Annotated in this window: 13 protein-coding genes; 4 read left to right on the forward strand and 9 right to left on the reverse strand. The window is 66.1% G+C overall.

The annotated features are described in order from the left end of the window. Nucleotides 1-29: 29 nt before the first annotated feature. The 9 genes from AB7008_RS19035 to AB7008_RS19075 are packed head-to-tail and all read right to left on the reverse strand — an operon-like array spanning nucleotide 30 to nucleotide 9,523. On the reverse strand, nucleotides 30-1,007 hold the full coding sequence (locus tag AB7008_RS19035) for an ABC transporter permease (protein WP_014496503.1): 978 nt from the start codon (nucleotides 1,005-1,007) through the stop codon (nucleotides 30-32). Then, nucleotides 1,004-1,954, reverse strand: a complete 951-nt coding sequence (locus tag AB7008_RS19040; RefSeq protein WP_441259283.1) for an ABC transporter permease — start codon at nucleotides 1,952-1,954, stop codon at nucleotides 1,004-1,006. Before AB7008_RS19040 ends, AB7008_RS19035 begins: the two co-directional genes overlap by 4 nt. Continuing rightward, on the reverse strand, nucleotides 1,947-3,473 hold the full coding sequence (locus tag AB7008_RS19045) for a sugar ABC transporter ATP-binding protein (RefSeq protein ID WP_441259284.1): 1,527 nt from the start codon (nucleotides 3,471-3,473) through the stop codon (nucleotides 1,947-1,949). The genes AB7008_RS19040 and AB7008_RS19045 overlap by 8 nt, the downstream gene beginning before the upstream one ends. Beyond that, a complete protein-coding gene (locus AB7008_RS19050; protein ID WP_441259285.1) occupies nucleotides 3,470-4,864 on the reverse strand; it encodes an FAD-linked oxidase C-terminal domain-containing protein in 1,395 nt (464 codons plus the stop codon). The genes AB7008_RS19045 and AB7008_RS19050 overlap by 4 nt, the downstream gene beginning before the upstream one ends. A gap of 58 nt (nucleotides 4,865-4,922) precedes the next feature. After that, a complete protein-coding gene (locus AB7008_RS19055) occupies nucleotides 4,923-5,807 on the reverse strand; it encodes an intradiol ring-cleavage dioxygenase (RefSeq protein WP_441259286.1) in 885 nt (294 codons plus the stop codon). A gap of 14 nt (nucleotides 5,808-5,821) precedes the next feature. Beyond that, a complete protein-coding gene (locus tag AB7008_RS19060) occupies nucleotides 5,822-6,724 on the reverse strand; it encodes an NAD(P)-dependent oxidoreductase (protein WP_441259287.1) in 903 nt (300 codons plus the stop codon). A gap of 21 nt (nucleotides 6,725-6,745) precedes the next feature. Then, entirely contained in the window at nucleotides 6,746-8,119 is a 1,374-nt protein-coding gene (locus tag AB7008_RS19065; protein WP_441259288.1) for an amidohydrolase family protein, read from the reverse strand. A 4-nt stretch (nucleotides 8,120-8,123) separates the two neighbouring features. Further along, a complete protein-coding gene (locus AB7008_RS19070; RefSeq protein WP_441259289.1) occupies nucleotides 8,124-9,203 on the reverse strand; it encodes a maleylacetate reductase in 1,080 nt (359 codons plus the stop codon). Next, nucleotides 9,200-9,523 carry a Dabb family protein gene (locus tag AB7008_RS19075; RefSeq protein ID WP_441259290.1) on the reverse strand — a complete coding sequence of 108 codons (324 nt, stop codon included), beginning with the start codon at nucleotides 9,521-9,523 and terminating at the stop codon, nucleotides 9,200-9,202. The genes AB7008_RS19070 and AB7008_RS19075 overlap by 4 nt, the downstream gene beginning before the upstream one ends. A 108-nt stretch (nucleotides 9,524-9,631) precedes the next feature. Here AB7008_RS19075 and AB7008_RS19080 point away from each other — a divergent pair, with 108 nt between their 5' ends. The 4 genes from AB7008_RS19080 (at nucleotide 9,632) to AB7008_RS19095 (ending at nucleotide 14,698) form a co-directional block, all read left to right on the forward strand. Beyond that, entirely contained in the window at nucleotides 9,632-10,555 is a 924-nt protein-coding gene (locus AB7008_RS19080; RefSeq protein ID WP_441259291.1) for a LysR substrate-binding domain-containing protein, read from the forward strand. A 13-nt stretch (nucleotides 10,556-10,568) separates the two neighbouring features. Next, nucleotides 10,569-12,014 carry a xylulokinase gene (gene xylB, locus AB7008_RS19085; RefSeq protein WP_441259292.1) on the forward strand — a complete coding sequence of 482 codons (1,446 nt, stop codon included), beginning with the start codon at nucleotides 10,569-10,571 and terminating at the stop codon, nucleotides 12,012-12,014. Between the two features lie 130 nt (nucleotides 12,015-12,144). Further along, the gene (locus AB7008_RS19090; protein ID WP_441259293.1) at nucleotides 12,145-13,668 is read left to right on the forward strand and encodes a sugar ABC transporter ATP-binding protein; all 1,524 of its coding nucleotides are present in this window, start codon (nucleotides 12,145-12,147) and stop codon (nucleotides 13,666-13,668) included. Continuing rightward, on the forward strand, nucleotides 13,661-14,698 hold the full coding sequence (locus tag AB7008_RS19095; protein WP_014496491.1) for an ABC transporter permease subunit: 1,038 nt from the start codon (nucleotides 13,661-13,663) through the stop codon (nucleotides 14,696-14,698). The genes AB7008_RS19090 and AB7008_RS19095 overlap by 8 nt, the downstream gene beginning before the upstream one ends. Nucleotides 14,699-14,746: the final 48 nt, after the last annotated feature.

Genomic DNA, 14,746 nt, shown 5'->3' on the forward strand with positions numbered 1-14,746 from the left:
CTCATTTTGCTTGTTGGATTTCTAAGAGTTCATTGCGCGCGGCGGCGGGTCTTCATGTCGAGCCAGACCGCGAGAATGACGATGATGCCGGTGACCAGCGGCTGCCAGTTGGCGCTGACCGACAACAGGTTCATGCCGTTCAGCACCAGCGTCAGGATCAGCGCGCCGATGAAGGTGCCGAACACGGTGCCGACACCACCGAACAGTGAGGTGCCGCCGATCAGCACGGCTGCGATCGCGGGCAAGGTCAGGCTTTCGCCGATGTCGGCTTCGGCCGAATTGAGGCGCGACAGGAAGATGATCGAGGCGAGTCCCGCCATGGTGCCTGATACCGCGTAGACCAGCAGCAATCGCCGTGCGACCGGGATGCCGGAGAGCCGGGCGGCGACCGGATTGGCGCCGATCGCATAGATCTCCTGACCCCAGATCGTGCGTTGCGCGAAAAGCGTCCCGATGCCGAGGAACACCAGCAGCAGATAGACCGGGATGGGCAGGCCGAACAGATAGCCGCTGCCGATCTGGCGGAAGCCGGCCGGGAAGCCGTGCAGGGTTTCGCCCGCCATGTACCAGTAGGTGAGGCCGTTCAGCACCCAGAGCATGCCATAGGTGGCGATGAAGGAGGGGATGCGCAGCGCGGTGACCATGATGCCGTTGAGCAGCCCGACGATGCCGCCGCAGGCGAGCCCGGTGAGGATGCCGAGCGCCGGCGAGCCGGTCTTGTGGATCACGGTGCCTGCGATGCAGGCGGACAGCGCGACATTGGCGCCGACGGAGAGATCGAGGCCGGCGGTGAGCACGACCAGCGTCAGTCCCGACGCGATGAAGAAGGTCAGGCTCGCCTGTCTCAGCACGTTGAGGATATTGCCGAGGCTCAGGAAGGAATCGCTGAGGACGGCCAGCACCGCGCAGATCAGCAGCGCCGCGAGCAGGCGGTAGAACACCTGGATCGCGTCCTGCGACAGGAACGAACGGGGCGGCGAGAGGGCCTCTTTGGAGATGTCGGTCATGCGCGGCTCCTGAGGCCGTCGAGGAACAGAGCGACGATGACAAGGACGCCGACGCTTGCGACCTGCACCGAAGATGGCATCGAGATCAGGTTGAGCCCATTGCGAAGCACGCCGACCGCGATCACGCCGAGCAACGTGCCAAGCAGCCAGCCATTGCCGCGCTCGAACGAGGTGCCGCCGACCGCGACCGCGGCGATGGCGTCGAACTCGAGGCCGAGGCCGGCGGTGGGATGGCCGGAATTCATGCGCGCGGTCATCAGCAGGCCCGCGATGCCGGCCATGGCGCCGCCGATCGCATAGACCGCGATCAGCAGCTTGTTTGGCGAGCGGCCGGCATAGCGCAGCGCTTCGCGGTTACCGCCGAGCGCGAAGATGTAGGTGCCGAAGCGGGTGTGGTAGAGCAGTCCGTGGAAGGCCGCATAGGTCACCAGCGCCATCACGATGGGCACGGGCACGCCGAGAAGCGTCGCCGAATAGATGTCGCGCACGCTGTGGGGGATGCCGACCACGCTCTGGCCGTCGCTGACGATCAGCGACAGGCCCTGCGCCATGCCGAGCGTGCCCAACGTCGCCACGAAGGGCGGAATGCCGACGATGGCGACCAGCCAGCCGTTGGCGAAGCCGAAGGCCGCGCCGACGAGAAGCCCGGCGCCGAGGCCCAGCAGCATCGACTTGGTCGCAAGCGACACGATGGCGACGCAGAGCGAGGTCAGCGTCAGCACCGCGCCCATCGACAAATCCAGCCCCTCGGTCATGATGATCAAGGTCATCGGCAGCGCCAGCATGGTCAGGATGGTCGACTGCACCAGCACGTTGGAGAGGTTGGCGACCGACAGGAAGCCGGGCGCGATCGCGCTGAACAGCGCGATCAGCAGCACCAGCACAATGGCAACGCCGGGAATGCGCTGCAGCGGATTGGGTTGCGCGACGACTGCGGCTTCACGCATGATGCATCCCCAGTCGCACGATGTTCTCCTCGGTCAGTTCATTGCGTGTCAGGTGTCCGGCGATGCGGCCCTCGCGCATCACATAGGCGCGGTCGCAGACATGGCAGATCTCGACCTGCTCGGACGAGATCATCAAGGCCGCCGCGCCTTCGGCGACCAGCCGGTCGATCAGCGCAAAGATCTCGGACTTGGCGCCGATGTCGATGCCGCGCGTCGGCTCGTCGAAGATGAAGAGCTTCGAGCCGGCCGCCAGCCACTTGCCGATCACGACCTTCTGCTGGTTGCCGCCCGAGAGCAGGCCGACGGTCTGGCGCGCGCTCGGGGTTGCGATGCGCAACTGCCGGATCAGGCTGTCGGACGTGCGCTGCGCGCTGCGCTGGTCGAACAGGCCGCTCGGGAACAGCTTTCGCAGCGCCGACACCACCAGATTGTCGCTCACCGACCGCAGCAAGGCGAGGCCCTCGCTCTTGCGGCTCTCCGGGATCAGCGCGATGCCGCGGCGGGCGGCAAGGTCAGGCTCGCCGGAGATGGCCTTGCCGTCGAAAATGATCTCGCCTGATGTCACGGCATCGGCGCCGAAGATGGCGCGGGCGACCTCGCTGCGACCGGAACCGACCAGGCCGCACAGGCCGACGATCTCGCCCCGGCGCACCTCGATGTTGATATCGGAGATGCCGGTCGACGAGCTCAAGGCCTTGACCTCGAGCAGCAGCTCACCGGGCTTGTCGGCAAAATTGCGCGGATAGGTCATGTCGACGTTGCGGCCGACCATCATGCGGACGAGCTGGTCCGGCGTGACGTCGGCAGGACGAACGCCGTCGATGCGGCGACCGTCGCGCATCACCGTGATGCGGTCGCCGAGCGCGAACACCTCGGCCATGCGGTGCGAGATATAGACGATGGACACGCCGTCGGCCTTCAGCCGCGCGATCAGGGCGAACAGAAGTTCGGTCTCTCGGTCGGACAGCGCCGCCGTCGGCTCGTCCATGACCAGGATGCGCGCGTTCTGGCTGATCGCCTTCGCGATCTCGACCATCTGCTGCTGCGCCACCCCCAACTTGTCGACGGTGGTGGACGGATCGATGTCGAATCCGATCGTGCCGAGCACGCGCCTCGCGTCGGCCAGGATCTTACGGCGGTCGATGGTGCCGGGAATACGGCCCTTCGGCTCGCGGCCGAGGAAGATGTTCTGGGCGATATCGAGATGGGGGACCAGCGAGAATTCCTGGAAGATCACGGCGATGCCGAGCTTCTGCGCATCCGCGGTCGAAGCGATCGCGACCTTGTCGCCCTTGTAATAGAACTCGCCGGCATCGGCGCGGTAGGCGCCGCACAGCACCTTCATCAGGCTCGACTTGCCGGCGCCGTTCTCCCCCAACAGCATATGGACTTCGCCGGGGAAGACCGCGAATGACACGTCATCCAGCGCCTTGACGCCGGGAAACTCCTTGCTGATGCCGCGCAGCTCCAGCAGCGGCGTGGGTGAGGCGGGCTCGATGGCCAATGCGGCGCTGCTCATGCGTGCACTCCGCTCGCAAAGATCTTTCCGGGATTCATCAGTCCATCAGGATCGAGCGCGGTCTTGATCGACTTCATCACATCGACGGCCTCGCCGAGCTCGTCAGCGAGATAGTCGATCTTGCCGAGCCCGATGCCGTGCTCGCCGGTGCAGGTGCCGTCCATGGCGATGGCGCGGGCGACCATGCGGGCCTGCAGCGCCTTGGCGCCTTCGGCCTCATCCGGCTTGGCCGGGTCGATCAGGATCAGCATGTGGAAATTGCCGTCGCCGACATGGCCGACGATCGGGGCGGTAAAACCGTGCTCGTCAGCGTCACGCCTGGTCTCGGTCAGGCATTCGGCCAGCCGAGAGATCGGCACGCAGACATCGGTGATCACGGCGCGTGCGCCGGGCCGCAGGCCCAGGCCCGCATAAAGCGTGTTGTCGCGGGCGTGCCACAGCCGGCTGCGGTCTTCCTGTGCTTTCGCCCAGGTAAAACCATGGCCGCCATGGTCGGCCGCGATCGCCTGCGCTGCTTCGGCCTGCTCGGCAACGGAGGTCTCCGAGCCGTGGAATTCGAAGAACAGGGTGGGGGCTTCGCGATAGCCGAGCTTCGCGTAGGCGTTGATGCCGCGCATCATGACGTCGTCGAGCAGCTCGATGCGTGCCACGGGGATCGCGGACTGGATCACGGAGATCGCGGTGTCCACGGCATCGTGCAGGGTGTCGAAGCTGCAGACAGCGGCCGAGATCGCCTGCGGAACCGGGTGCACTTTCAAGGTGACTTCGGTGATGACGCCGAGCGTACCCTCCGCGCCGACGAACATCCGCGTCAGATCGTAACCGGCGGCCGATTTGCGCGCGCGCTTCGCGGTCCGGATCACGCGCCCGTCGGCCAGCACGACCTCCAGCGCCATGACATTGTCCTTCATGGTGCCGTAGCGCACTGCCATGGTGCCGGACGCACGCGTGGAGGTCATGCCGCCGATCGAGGCGTCGGCGCCGGGGTCGATCGGAAAGAAAAGTCCGGTGCCGCGCAGCTCCGCATTGAGCTGCTTTCGGGTGATGCCGGGCTGCACGACGACGTCCATGTCGCTGTCATGCACCGTCAGCACCTTGTTCATGCGCGCGAAGTCGAAGCAGACGCCGCCGGCGACCGCGGCCGCATTGCCCTCGAGCGAGGTGCCGGCGCCGAACGGAACGATCGGCATGCCCGCGCTGGCGCAGAGCTTCACGATCTCCGCGACCTCCTGCGTGGTTTCGGGGAAGACGACGATGTCCGGCGGCAAATTGCGATAATGCGATTCGCTCTGCCCGTGCTGATCGAGCACGCCGCGCGCGACGCTCGCGCGCGGGCCGATCATGCCGGCGAGGCGATCGGCCAATATGCTCGTGCTGACCCGCGGTCCCATCCTTGCTCCTCGTCTGCTCCCTGTTGCCGGACTCTTGTTGGTCCGTCGTCGTTCAAGCTTAGGCGGCTCTCGCGTTGCTCGCGACCTGCTTCAGGCCGAAATCGTAATTGAGGTGGAAATAGTCGCGCTCCACCATGCGACCATCCGGCGCACGGCCCGCAGGACGACCAGTGAATTCGCGGATCAGGCTGTCCTTGACGCCGAACACCACGTCGCTGTCGAGATATTTGTCACCGGCGACGAACACATGGGTCACCAGCTGCTCGAAACCGGGCGCCGAGATCATGAAATGCACATGCGCCGGACGCCAGGGATGGCGGCCCTGTGCCTCCAGCATCTCGCCGACGGGGCCGTCATGCGGGATCGGATAGGCGGCCGGCTTGATCGACCAGAAATGGAAACGGCCATTGGCGTCGGTGTGGAAGCGCGCGCGCATCGCGAGATCGCCGATGTCGTCGAGCTGCTGCACGTCGTAGTAGCCGTCGTCGTCGGAATGCCAGACGTCGACGATGGCCCCGGTAAGCGGTTGTCCGTCGACGGTCGAGACCGAGCCGGTGACCAGCATCGGATCGCCTTCCATCGGGCCGGAGATATCGGCGCCGCTGTCCTTCTCCGGCGCGGCCTGGACGAAGAACGGGCCGAGCACCGTCGTCTCGGTCGCCCCTTCCGGCACGGGATGGTTGATCGCGTCGACCAGCATGGAGACGCCGAGCGTGTCGGACAGCAGGATGAACTCCTGGCGCTTGTCGTCGCACATGTGCCCTGTGCGGGTCAGGAAATCGATGCCGTATTCCCATTCCTTCTGGGTCGGACGGATCTCGCGGACGAAGGCATGAAGGTGGCGCACCAGCGCCTCGCTGACCTCTTTGATGCGTGGATCGGTTGCGTCCTTGATCCGCTCCAGCACCGCGTCGGTGATCGTAGTCTCGTTGAAATTGCGCATCGGTGTCTCCGCGATCAGAGTTTGGGCTCGCCAAGCCCGGACAGACGTTCCAGGTGCTTGACGGTCGCGATGAAGTCGGTGTCGCCGTCGCCCTGCGCGACCAGCGAGCCATAGGTCTCGCGCACCTGTGCCGCGAGCTGCAGCGGCACGCCGACGGCATGGCCGGCGCCGAGGATGAGATCGAGATCCTTGGCCATCTGCTTGCACGAGAAGGTGGACTCGAAATCGCGTGTCCGCAGCGGCGCGGTCTTGTACTTCACCATCGGCGAGGCGACCGCGCTATCGTCGAGCACCTTCAAAATGTCCTGCCAGGCGATGCCGCCCTTGCGCGCCAGTGCCAGGCTCTCGGCCATCATCGCGGCCGACACCGCGATCATCAGATTGACCGAAAGCTTTGCGTAGCGCGCTTCCTCGGCCGGCCCGAGATAGGTCTGGGCGCGGGTGAACGCGGCGAATAGCGGCCTGGCGTTGTCGAAGGCGTCCTTCGGCCCGGAGACGAAGCAGGTCAGCGCACCCGTGTGAACGATGCTGGCATTGCCGGAGACCGGCGAACGCAGATAGGCAATGCCGCGGGCTTGAGCAGCGGCCGCAACTTCGGTGGAAGCCTCGACGCTGACGGTGCTGGTCTCGATCAGAACCGATCCAGCCGCCATTGCGGCGATCAGGCCGGCGGGGCCGAGCAACGCGCCGCGCAAGGCGGAGTCATCGGGCAGGGACGTGATGATCGCGGCCTTGCCGCTCACGGCCTCGGCCGGCGAAGCGGCAATCGAAATGCCTTGCGCACGCGCCTCGTTGATCCGGGCGGCGCTCTGATCGAATGCGGTCACGGCGTAGCCGGCCTTGGCGACGAGCGCCGACATCGGCAGGCCCATCTTGCCGATCCCGATGAAAGCGACATTCCTTGAAGCGTCGGTCATTGATCTCATCCATTGGCGCCTTCAGGCGGCGCGTCCCTGTCGTTCGATGTCCTGCACCAGCCGCCGGCCGGATTGGGCCAGCAGGTCCTTCTTCGTCTCCAGCCCCTCGACCAGCAGCCGGCCGTCCCGCTTCTTCCAGGCGCCGCCGATCATCACGGCCTCGACATTGGCAAGGCTCGTCTGCATCACGACGGTCGCGACGGGATCGTGCACCGGGACAAGGTTGAGATCGGATGCGTCGATGACGACGAGATCAGCGAGCTTGCCCGGCGTCAGCGAGCCGATCTGGCCCTCGCGGCCGAGCATGCGGGCGCCTTCGGTCGTGATCCAGCGCAGCGCCTCGCGGACGGGAATCGTGGTCGTCGCCGGAATGGTGCCGCTCACTTGACGCGACTCCGCATTGTCGAGCGCCCGCTGCATCGACAGCGCGACGCGCGCGACGGAGAAGAGATCGCCGGCCAGCACGGATTCCAGGTCGATCCCGATCGTCGGTCGCACGCCGCGCTTGAGCAGCCGCCCGGTGATCGGGAAACCGTGGCCCTGGATCATCTCGTTCTCCGGGGTCACCGAGAAGGACACGCCGAGGCCGACCATCTTGTCGAGGAGATCGTCGGGCAGATCGTTGCCATGAACGATGTTGATGCCGGCGCCGACGAGGCCGGCTTCGATCAACTTCTCCCAGCCGCCCGGCGTCTTGGCCGGACCACCGCCCTGATGCATCGATGCGATCAGCTTGAGCTCGCGCGCCAGGCGGAAGTCGTGCATCGCGACGTCGAGCGTCGAATAGTGCGGTCCGAGAATAGCAAGCCCGAGCGTGACGAGGCCATCGCGGTCGGCGAGGGGGCCGGCCAGCAGCCGCTCGACCTCGCGGCGCGGATGCGGAATCTCCGAGAAATGCGGCTCGCCGGGCTTCGGCTCTGGCTTGGGCGAGCCGTGGAAGAAGGCGGCGCGGATGCCGCTCTCGATCAGGCCGCGCACGGCAGCGTCGGTATGGTCAGGCGTCGGATTGTTGTGGCACCAGTCGACCAGTGTGGTGGTGCCGCAATTGATCTGGTTCAACGCACCGGCGAGGGTCGCGATGTAGATGTCGTCGGGCCGGAACACGGTCGCGAGCCCGGCATGCATGCGACGGAAATATTCCAGCAGCGTCCAGTTGGCGGCATAGCCGCGCAACGCAGTTTGCCAGGTGTGCATATGCGCGTTGATCAGGCCGGGGATGACGATCCGGCCGTTTCCGTCCACGATCTCGGTTTCGGAAGCGCCGCTGCCGAGGTCGATCGATGGGCGCACGTCGACGATGCGGCCGCCCTCGACCAGCACGTCGCCGGTGTTGAGGTCGCCAATCGCCTCATCCATGCTGATGATGACAGCAGATTTGATCAGCGTGCGCCGCATCGCTTCAGGCCGCCGCTTTGATGGTAACAGGCGGCTCGCCGGCCCAGGCGCGGGCAATCAGCGCGCGGATGGCATTGCGCTCGAGCGGACGCGGATTCCAGTAGGCGTTGGTGACGGCGAGATCAGCCGCCTTGTCGATGCCGATCTCGGGCATGCCGATATCGCGCAATGCCAGCTTCGCGCCCAGCCGCTTCGCGAGGTCGTAGAGTCCCTGGGACGCATCGGTCGCGCCGATTGCGCGCGATATCTGCGCCATCGCATCGGGCACCGCCGGCGCGTTGTAGGCGAGCGCATGCGGCAGCACGATGGTGTGGGTCTCAGCATGCGGCAGGTCGAAGGTGCCGCCGAGCGTGTGGCAGAGCTTGTGATGCAGCGCCATGCCGACGGTGCCGAGGCAGACGCCGCACAGCCAGGCGCCGTAGAGTGCTTCGGTGCGAGCCTCGCGGTCATCGCTTTTGGCGGCAATCACGGGCAGGGCGCGCGCCAGCGCGCGGATGCCTTCTTCCGCCATCAGCGATGTCACGGGATTGGTGTCACGGGCATAGAGCGCTTCCACCGCATGCGCGATCGCGTTGATGCCGGATGTTGCAGCCAAGCTCGCCGGCAGCGTCAGGGTGAGGTCGACATCGTAGATCACGGTCTCCGGCAGTACGGCGGCGTCGCGCACCGTGGTCTTCAGGCCGTTCTCGGTCTGGCCGACGATCGGCGTCATCTCCGAGCCGGCATAGGTGGTGGGAATGCAGAGCTGGTTGATGCCGGTCCGCAAGGCCAGCGCCTTGCCAAGGCCGGTGGTCGAGCCGCCGCCGAGCGAGACGACGCAGTCCGCCCCGCATGCTTTCATCGCCGCGAGCGCGCGCTCCGTGACCTCGACCGGCGTATGCATGGTCGCGCCGGGAAAGATGCCGGCGTAGAGCGGGCCGAGGGCTGCGCCGAGGCTCTTGCCTTGCGCCTCCTGCTGCTGCGTCGTCAGCACCAGCGCGCGCTTGCCGCCGAGCCGCTCGATCTCGGCTTTGGCCGAAGCCAGCGTTCCGCTGCCGAACACGACGCGGCAGGGCAGGTTTTCAAAGGTGAACGAACCGATCATGCGCCGGTCTCTTTGATGGGATAATCGACCTGGAAGCGTCCGATCCGCAAGTCGCCCAGCGCCTCGCGGACGCGCAGATGTTCCGGGTGGGTGGCATAGGCGGCGAGCGCGGCCTGGTCGGTGAATTCGGAGAACAGCACCACGTCGCAGGCGTAATCGACATCGCTCACGTCGACGCCGACCTCGATATGGGTGAGGCCGTCGATCCGGCCCCGCAGGCCCTCGAACAGGGTCTTGACCTTCACCCGGGCCGCGGAGCGCTCCGCGGGCGTCTCCCCGCGTAGCCGCCACATCACGATGTGCCTGATCGGGCCCGACATTTCCAAGTTTCCTCGCCTGCTATCTTGCTTGTGTTCTGGCCATTTTGACTTGCGGGATGTGGAAATAAAGGTCAATATTTGTAAGTCTCTTTTTCTAAAAGTGGAAAAATGGATCGCCTGCTGCAATTGGAGGTGTTCTCCAAGACGGCCGAGCTCGGCAGCCTGTCAAAGGCCGCCGAGGCCTTGCGCATGTCGAATGCGGCGGCGAGCCGCCATCTCAGCGCGCTCGAAGAGCGCCTTGCGGTCAGGCTGATCGAGCGCAACACACGCAGGCTGTGGTTGACGGAGGCGGGGCAGGAGCTGCTGGAGCGCTCCGGCCGGGTGCTGAGCGAACTGGCCGAGGCCGAGGACATCGTCAGCGATCGCGCGCTGTCGCCGCAGGGCACACTGCGGGTCACGAGCTCGCTGTCCTTCGCGGTGATCTATCTGGCGCCGATGCTGCCGGCCTTCCGCGCGCGCTATCCGAAGCTCAACATGCAGATCACGACCGCCAATCGCTATCCCGATTTCATCGAGGCCGGTATCGACGTCGCGATCCGGACGCGCGAGCAGGAGCCGGATTCGAACATCATCGTCCGCCGCATCGGCCAGATGCGGCGCGTGCTTGCCGCTGCGCCCTCCTATCTCGCAAGCGCCGGCTCGCCGGAGCAGCCCGCCGATCTCGCGCGGCACAACATGCTGGTCTACAATCTCGCGAACGATCCCTATTCGCTGCGCCTGCGCAAAAGCCATGGCGCGCAGACCGTCCGCATCACGCCGACGCTCGACAGCAATGACGGCCAGGTCATTCGCGGCGCGGCGCTGGCAGGGCTCGGCATCCTCATCCAGCCGCTCTACATCGTTCAAAGCGACATCGCGGCGGGCCGTCTCGTCCCGGTGCTGGTGGATTGGGAGCTGCCGCTGCTCACCATGAACATCGCCTACCAGAACCGCGCCGGGCTGCCTGCCAAGATCAGGGCTTTTTCCGACTTCCTCGTCTCCCATATCCGCGAGCATTCGGAGCCGGGAATCTGGATGGACGCGACGAAGTGAGCGGGTAGCAGCCATGTATCTCGGCATCGATCTCGGCACCTCGGCGGTCAAGACCGTTCTCGTCGACGGCGCCCAGCGCGTGATTGCGAGCGAGAGCCGGCCGTTGACGACCTTCTCGCCGCAGCCTGGCCACGTCGAGCAGGACCCCGCGCAGTGGATCGATGCAACCTTCGCCACGCTCGATGCCTTGAAGGCGACGCATGCCAGCGAGCTGGCGGCCGTCGAAGGCATTGGACTGTCCGGGCAGATGCATGGTGCCACGCTGCTCGATGCGAGCGCGAGACCGTTGCGGCCCTGCATTCTCTGGAACGACGGACGCTCCGCCGCCGAGTGCCAAGTCCTGGAACGACGCTGGCCCGCGTTGCGCGCGACATCGGGCAACAAGGCGATGCCGGGATTCACCGCGCCGAAGCTGCTCTGGATCGCGACGCATGAGCCCGAAATCTTTGCGGCGACGAAACTCGTGCTGCTGCCAAAGGCCTATCTGCGTCTGGTGCTGAGCGGCGAGGCCATCGAGGACGTCTCGGATGCATCGGGATCGCTGTGGCTCGACGCCGCGCGCCGGGACTGGTCGGACGCAGCGCTGGCCGCGACCGGCCTGTCGCGCGATCACATGCCGCGTCTGGTCGAGGGATGCGCGCCCGCGACCACGCTGCGCGGCGAGCTGGCGCGGCGCTGGGGCATGACCGGACAGCCGGTGATCGCAGGCGGTGCCGGCGACAATCCGGCCGGCGCCGTCGGCATCGGCGCGATCCGGCCGGGAACCGCGTTCGTGTCTCTGGGAACCTCGGGCGCCTTACTGGCGCCGACCAGCAGAATCGCCGCCAACCCGGACCGCGCGGTTCATACGTTCTGCCATGCCATTCCCGACATGTGGATTCAGGCCGGCGCGATCCTCTCGGCCGCTTCCTGCCTGGCCTGGATCGCGCGCCTGTTCGGCGCCACCGAGGCCGAGTTGCTGGCGCCGCTTGGATTGCGCCCGCAGGCGCCTTCGGCCGTGAGCTTCCTGCCTTATCTGGCGGGTGAGCGGACACCGCACGACGATCCCGCCGTGCGCGGCATGCTGGATGGTTTGAGCCATGGCACCGATCGCGGAACGATCGTGCAGGCGGTGCTCGAGGGCGTTGCCTTCGCGCTTGCCGATTGCCGCGATGCGCTCGCGGATGCCGGCATCGCGATGACGGAAGCCGACGCCATTGGCGGTGGTTCACGGTCCCGGTTCTGGCTCTCGGTGCTGGCAAACGTGCTGAATGTTCCGATCCATCGCTTTGCCGGAGGCGAGACCGGCGCGGCGTTCGGTGCGGCGAGATTGGGGCGGCTTGCTGTCACCGGTGAGGCGATCGCCGCCGTATGCATGCGGCCGCAACGCATCGAGACGTTCGAACCCGACGCTGGACTGGTCGATGCTTATGCCGAGCGGCTTCCCGCCTGGCGCGAACTGTATCGGCCGCGCCACTAGCATCGCCTTGACGTTGCATTCCCGTGTGTTCGGTATTGCTCTGTGCCGCGGCCTTTTGTTTAATGCGTGAACCGCGCTGACAAAATCATTGAGACGCGGGTAGGAAACGCATTGTGCGTCGGGAGGCACGATGAACGATCCGATCCTGGAGATGCGTGGGGTCTCAAAATCCTTCTTTGGCATCAAGGCGCTGCGTTCCGTCGATCTCACCGTCTATGCCGGCGAAATTCATGCCCTGATGGGTGAGAACGGCGCCGGAAAGTCGACGCTGATGAAGATCTTGTCCGGCGCCTACAGGCCCGATCCCGGCGGCGAGATCCGCATCGAAGGAAGTCCGGTACGGATCGAAGGTCCGCTCGGCGGCCGCGCGGCGGGCATCTCCATCATCTACCAGGAGCTGTCGTTGGCTCCCAATCTCAGTGTTGCCGAGAATATCTATCTCGGCCGGGAGCTATCGCGAGCAGGCTTGCTGGCACGCGGCGCCATGCGCGAGGGCGTCGGCCCCATCCTGAAACGGCTGGGCGCGGACTTCCTGCCGTCGACGCTGGTGGCACACCTTCCCATGGGCCAGCGGCAACTGGTCGAGATCGCGCGTGCGCTGCACGTCAGATCAAAAATCCTGATCATGGATGAGCCGACCACGGCGTTGTCGGCCGGCGAAAGCGCGCGGCTGTTCGCGCTGATCCGCCAGCTTCGCGCCGAGGGGCTTGCCATCATCTACATCTCGCATCGCATGGACGAGGTCTACGCGCTCGGCGACCGCGTCACCGTGCTGCGCGACGGCCGGCTCGTCGGGGCGCTCGACAAGCAGGACATCCGCGCCGACACCATCGTTCGGCTGATGGTCGGGCGGGACGTCTCCTCGTTCTACAAGAAGGATCACGATCCGGAGGCGGGGCGGGGGCATCCCGTGCTCGCAGCGATCGACATGGCCGATGGCCGGCGCGTCAAGGGGGGCTCGCTGACCGTGCATGCGGGCGAGGTGGTCGGCCTCGCCGGCCTGATCGGCGCGGGTCGCACCGAGCTTGCGCATCTCATCATCGGCGCGGCGCCCCGGACCTCCGGCCGTGTCGAACTGGAAGGACACCCGGTCGACATCCGCACGCCGGGTGAGGCGCTCGACATCGGCGTCGCCTATCTGACCGAGGACCGCAAGGCGCTCGGCCTGTTCCTGGACATGTCATGCCTGGACAACATCAACCTCGCGGTGCTCGGCCGGGATGCCCGGATCGGTTACATCCTCGATCGCGACAAGGCCCGCGACCGCGCCAACAGAGCGTTCGCGGCGCTCGGCATTCGGGCCGCCGACATCAACGTCACCGTCGGCGCATTGTCCGGCGGCAACCAGCAGAAGGTGCTGCTGTCGCGCCTGCTCGCCACCACGCCAAAGGTCCTGATCCTCGATGAGCCGACGCGCGGCGTGGATGTCGGCGCCAAGTCCGAGATCTATTCGATCATCGACAATCTTGCCAAATCCGGCACCGCGATCCTCGTCATCTCGTCCGATCTGCCCGAGATCATCGGCATCTGCGACCGCGTCGTCGTCATGCGGGCGGGGCATATCGCCGGTGAAATCGAGCGTGGCGCGACGTCGCCCCTGAACCAGGAAGACATCATGGCGCTCGCCACGGGGATGGAGCAACTCGATGCATGACGGCTCTCCAAAGACGGACACCGCCGCCGCCACGGGCCTCGCGGCCGCGCAGGAGACGAAGCGTCAGCGCATACGGCTTCTGATCCGCGCCGCCGGCATGCTGCCGGTGTTGTTGATCCTGTGCGGCGGCTTCCATTTTCTGTCGGAGGGCCGCTTCTTCACCGGACAAAATCTCGGCATCGTGTTGCAGCAGGCCGCGGTGAACACCGTGCTCGCCGCAGGGATGACCTTCGTCATCCTCACGGGCGGCATCGACCTCTCGGTCGGCTCGATCCTGGCGGCGTCCGCGATGGCCGGGTTGACGCTCTCCAAGCTGCCGGAGCTCGGGATGCTGTGGCTGCCGGCCGCGCTGCTCACGGGCCTCGGCTTCGGCGTCATCAACGGCGCGCTGATTGCACTCCTGCGCCTGCCGCCTTTCATCGTCACGCTCGGCTCTCTCACCGCCGTACGCGGCCTGGCGCGACTGCTCGGGGCCGACACCACCGTCTTCAATCCTTCGATTCCCTATGCCTTCATCGGCAACGGCTCGCTGACGCTCGTTCCCGGCGTCGCGTCGATCCCGTGGCTCTCGGTGATCGCCTTGCTCGTCATCCTCGTCTCGTGGCTGGTGCTGCGGCGGACGGTGCTCGGCGTGCACATCTATGCGGTGGGCGGCAATGAAAGCGCGGCGCGGCTTGCCGGCATCAAGGTCTGGGCCGTGCTGATCTTCGTCTACGGCGTCTCGGGACTCTTCGCCGGGCTCGGCGGCGCCATGCAGGCGGCGCGGCTCTATGCGGCCAACGGTCTCCAGCTCGGTCAGTCCTACGAGCTCGATGCGATCACCGCCGTGATCCTGGGCGGCACCTCGTTCGTCGGCGGCATCGGCTCGATCTGGGGCACGCTGGTCGGCGCGCTGATCATCGCCGTCCTGTCGAACGGCCTGATCCTCGTCGGCGTCTCGGACATCTGGCAGTACGTGATCAAAGGCCTGGTGATCATCGGCGCCGTGGCGCTGGACCGTTACCGGCTGCAAGGCTCCGCCAGAACCTGAGAGGGTTCGGCGCGCACCTGAGTGCGCGAGGTGTGATGCGAGGTTCCG

The sequence above is a fragment of the Bradyrhizobium sp. 521_C7_N1_3 genome (assembly GCF_052075975.1).
Classification (GTDB): Bacteria; Pseudomonadota; Alphaproteobacteria; order Rhizobiales; family Xanthobacteraceae; genus Bradyrhizobium; species Bradyrhizobium japonicum.

Excerpts from the sequence above, each read along its gene's own strand:
- AB7008_RS19055 (WP_441259286.1), bottom strand. The coding sequence starts at position 5,807 with ATGCGCAATTTCAACGAGACTACGATCACCGACGCGGTGCTGGAGCGG.
- AB7008_RS19040 (WP_441259283.1), bottom strand. The coding sequence starts at position 1,954 with ATGCGTGAAGCCGCAGTCGTCGCGCAACCCAATCCGCTGCAGCGCATT.
- AB7008_RS19050 (WP_441259285.1), bottom strand. The coding sequence starts at position 4,864 with ATGGGACCGCGGGTCAGCACGAGCATATTGGCCGATCGCCTCGCCGGC.
- AB7008_RS19090 (WP_441259293.1), top strand. The coding sequence starts at position 12,145 with ATGAACGATCCGATCCTGGAGATGCGTGGGGTCTCAAAATCCTTCTTT.
- xylB (WP_441259292.1), top strand. The coding sequence starts at position 10,569 with ATGTATCTCGGCATCGATCTCGGCACCTCGGCGGTCAAGACCGTTCTC.
- AB7008_RS19095 (WP_014496491.1), top strand. The coding sequence starts at position 13,661 with ATGCATGACGGCTCTCCAAAGACGGACACCGCCGCCGCCACGGGCCTC.
- AB7008_RS19070 (WP_441259289.1), bottom strand. The coding sequence starts at position 9,203 with ATGATCGGTTCGTTCACCTTTGAAAACCTGCCCTGCCGCGTCGTGTTC.
- AB7008_RS19080 (WP_441259291.1), top strand. The coding sequence starts at position 9,632 with ATGGATCGCCTGCTGCAATTGGAGGTGTTCTCCAAGACGGCCGAGCTC.
- AB7008_RS19045 (WP_441259284.1), bottom strand. The coding sequence starts at position 3,473 with ATGAGCAGCGCCGCATTGGCCATCGAGCCCGCCTCACCCACGCCGCTG.
- AB7008_RS19035 (WP_014496503.1), bottom strand. The coding sequence starts at position 1,007 with ATGACCGACATCTCCAAAGAGGCCCTCTCGCCGCCCCGTTCGTTCCTG.
- AB7008_RS19060 (WP_441259287.1), bottom strand. The coding sequence starts at position 6,724 with ATGACCGACGCTTCAAGGAATGTCGCTTTCATCGGGATCGGCAAGATG.
- AB7008_RS19075 (WP_441259290.1), bottom strand. The coding sequence starts at position 9,523 with ATGTCGGGCCCGATCAGGCACATCGTGATGTGGCGGCTACGCGGGGAG.
- AB7008_RS19065 (WP_441259288.1), bottom strand. The coding sequence starts at position 8,119 with ATGCGGCGCACGCTGATCAAATCTGCTGTCATCATCAGCATGGATGAG.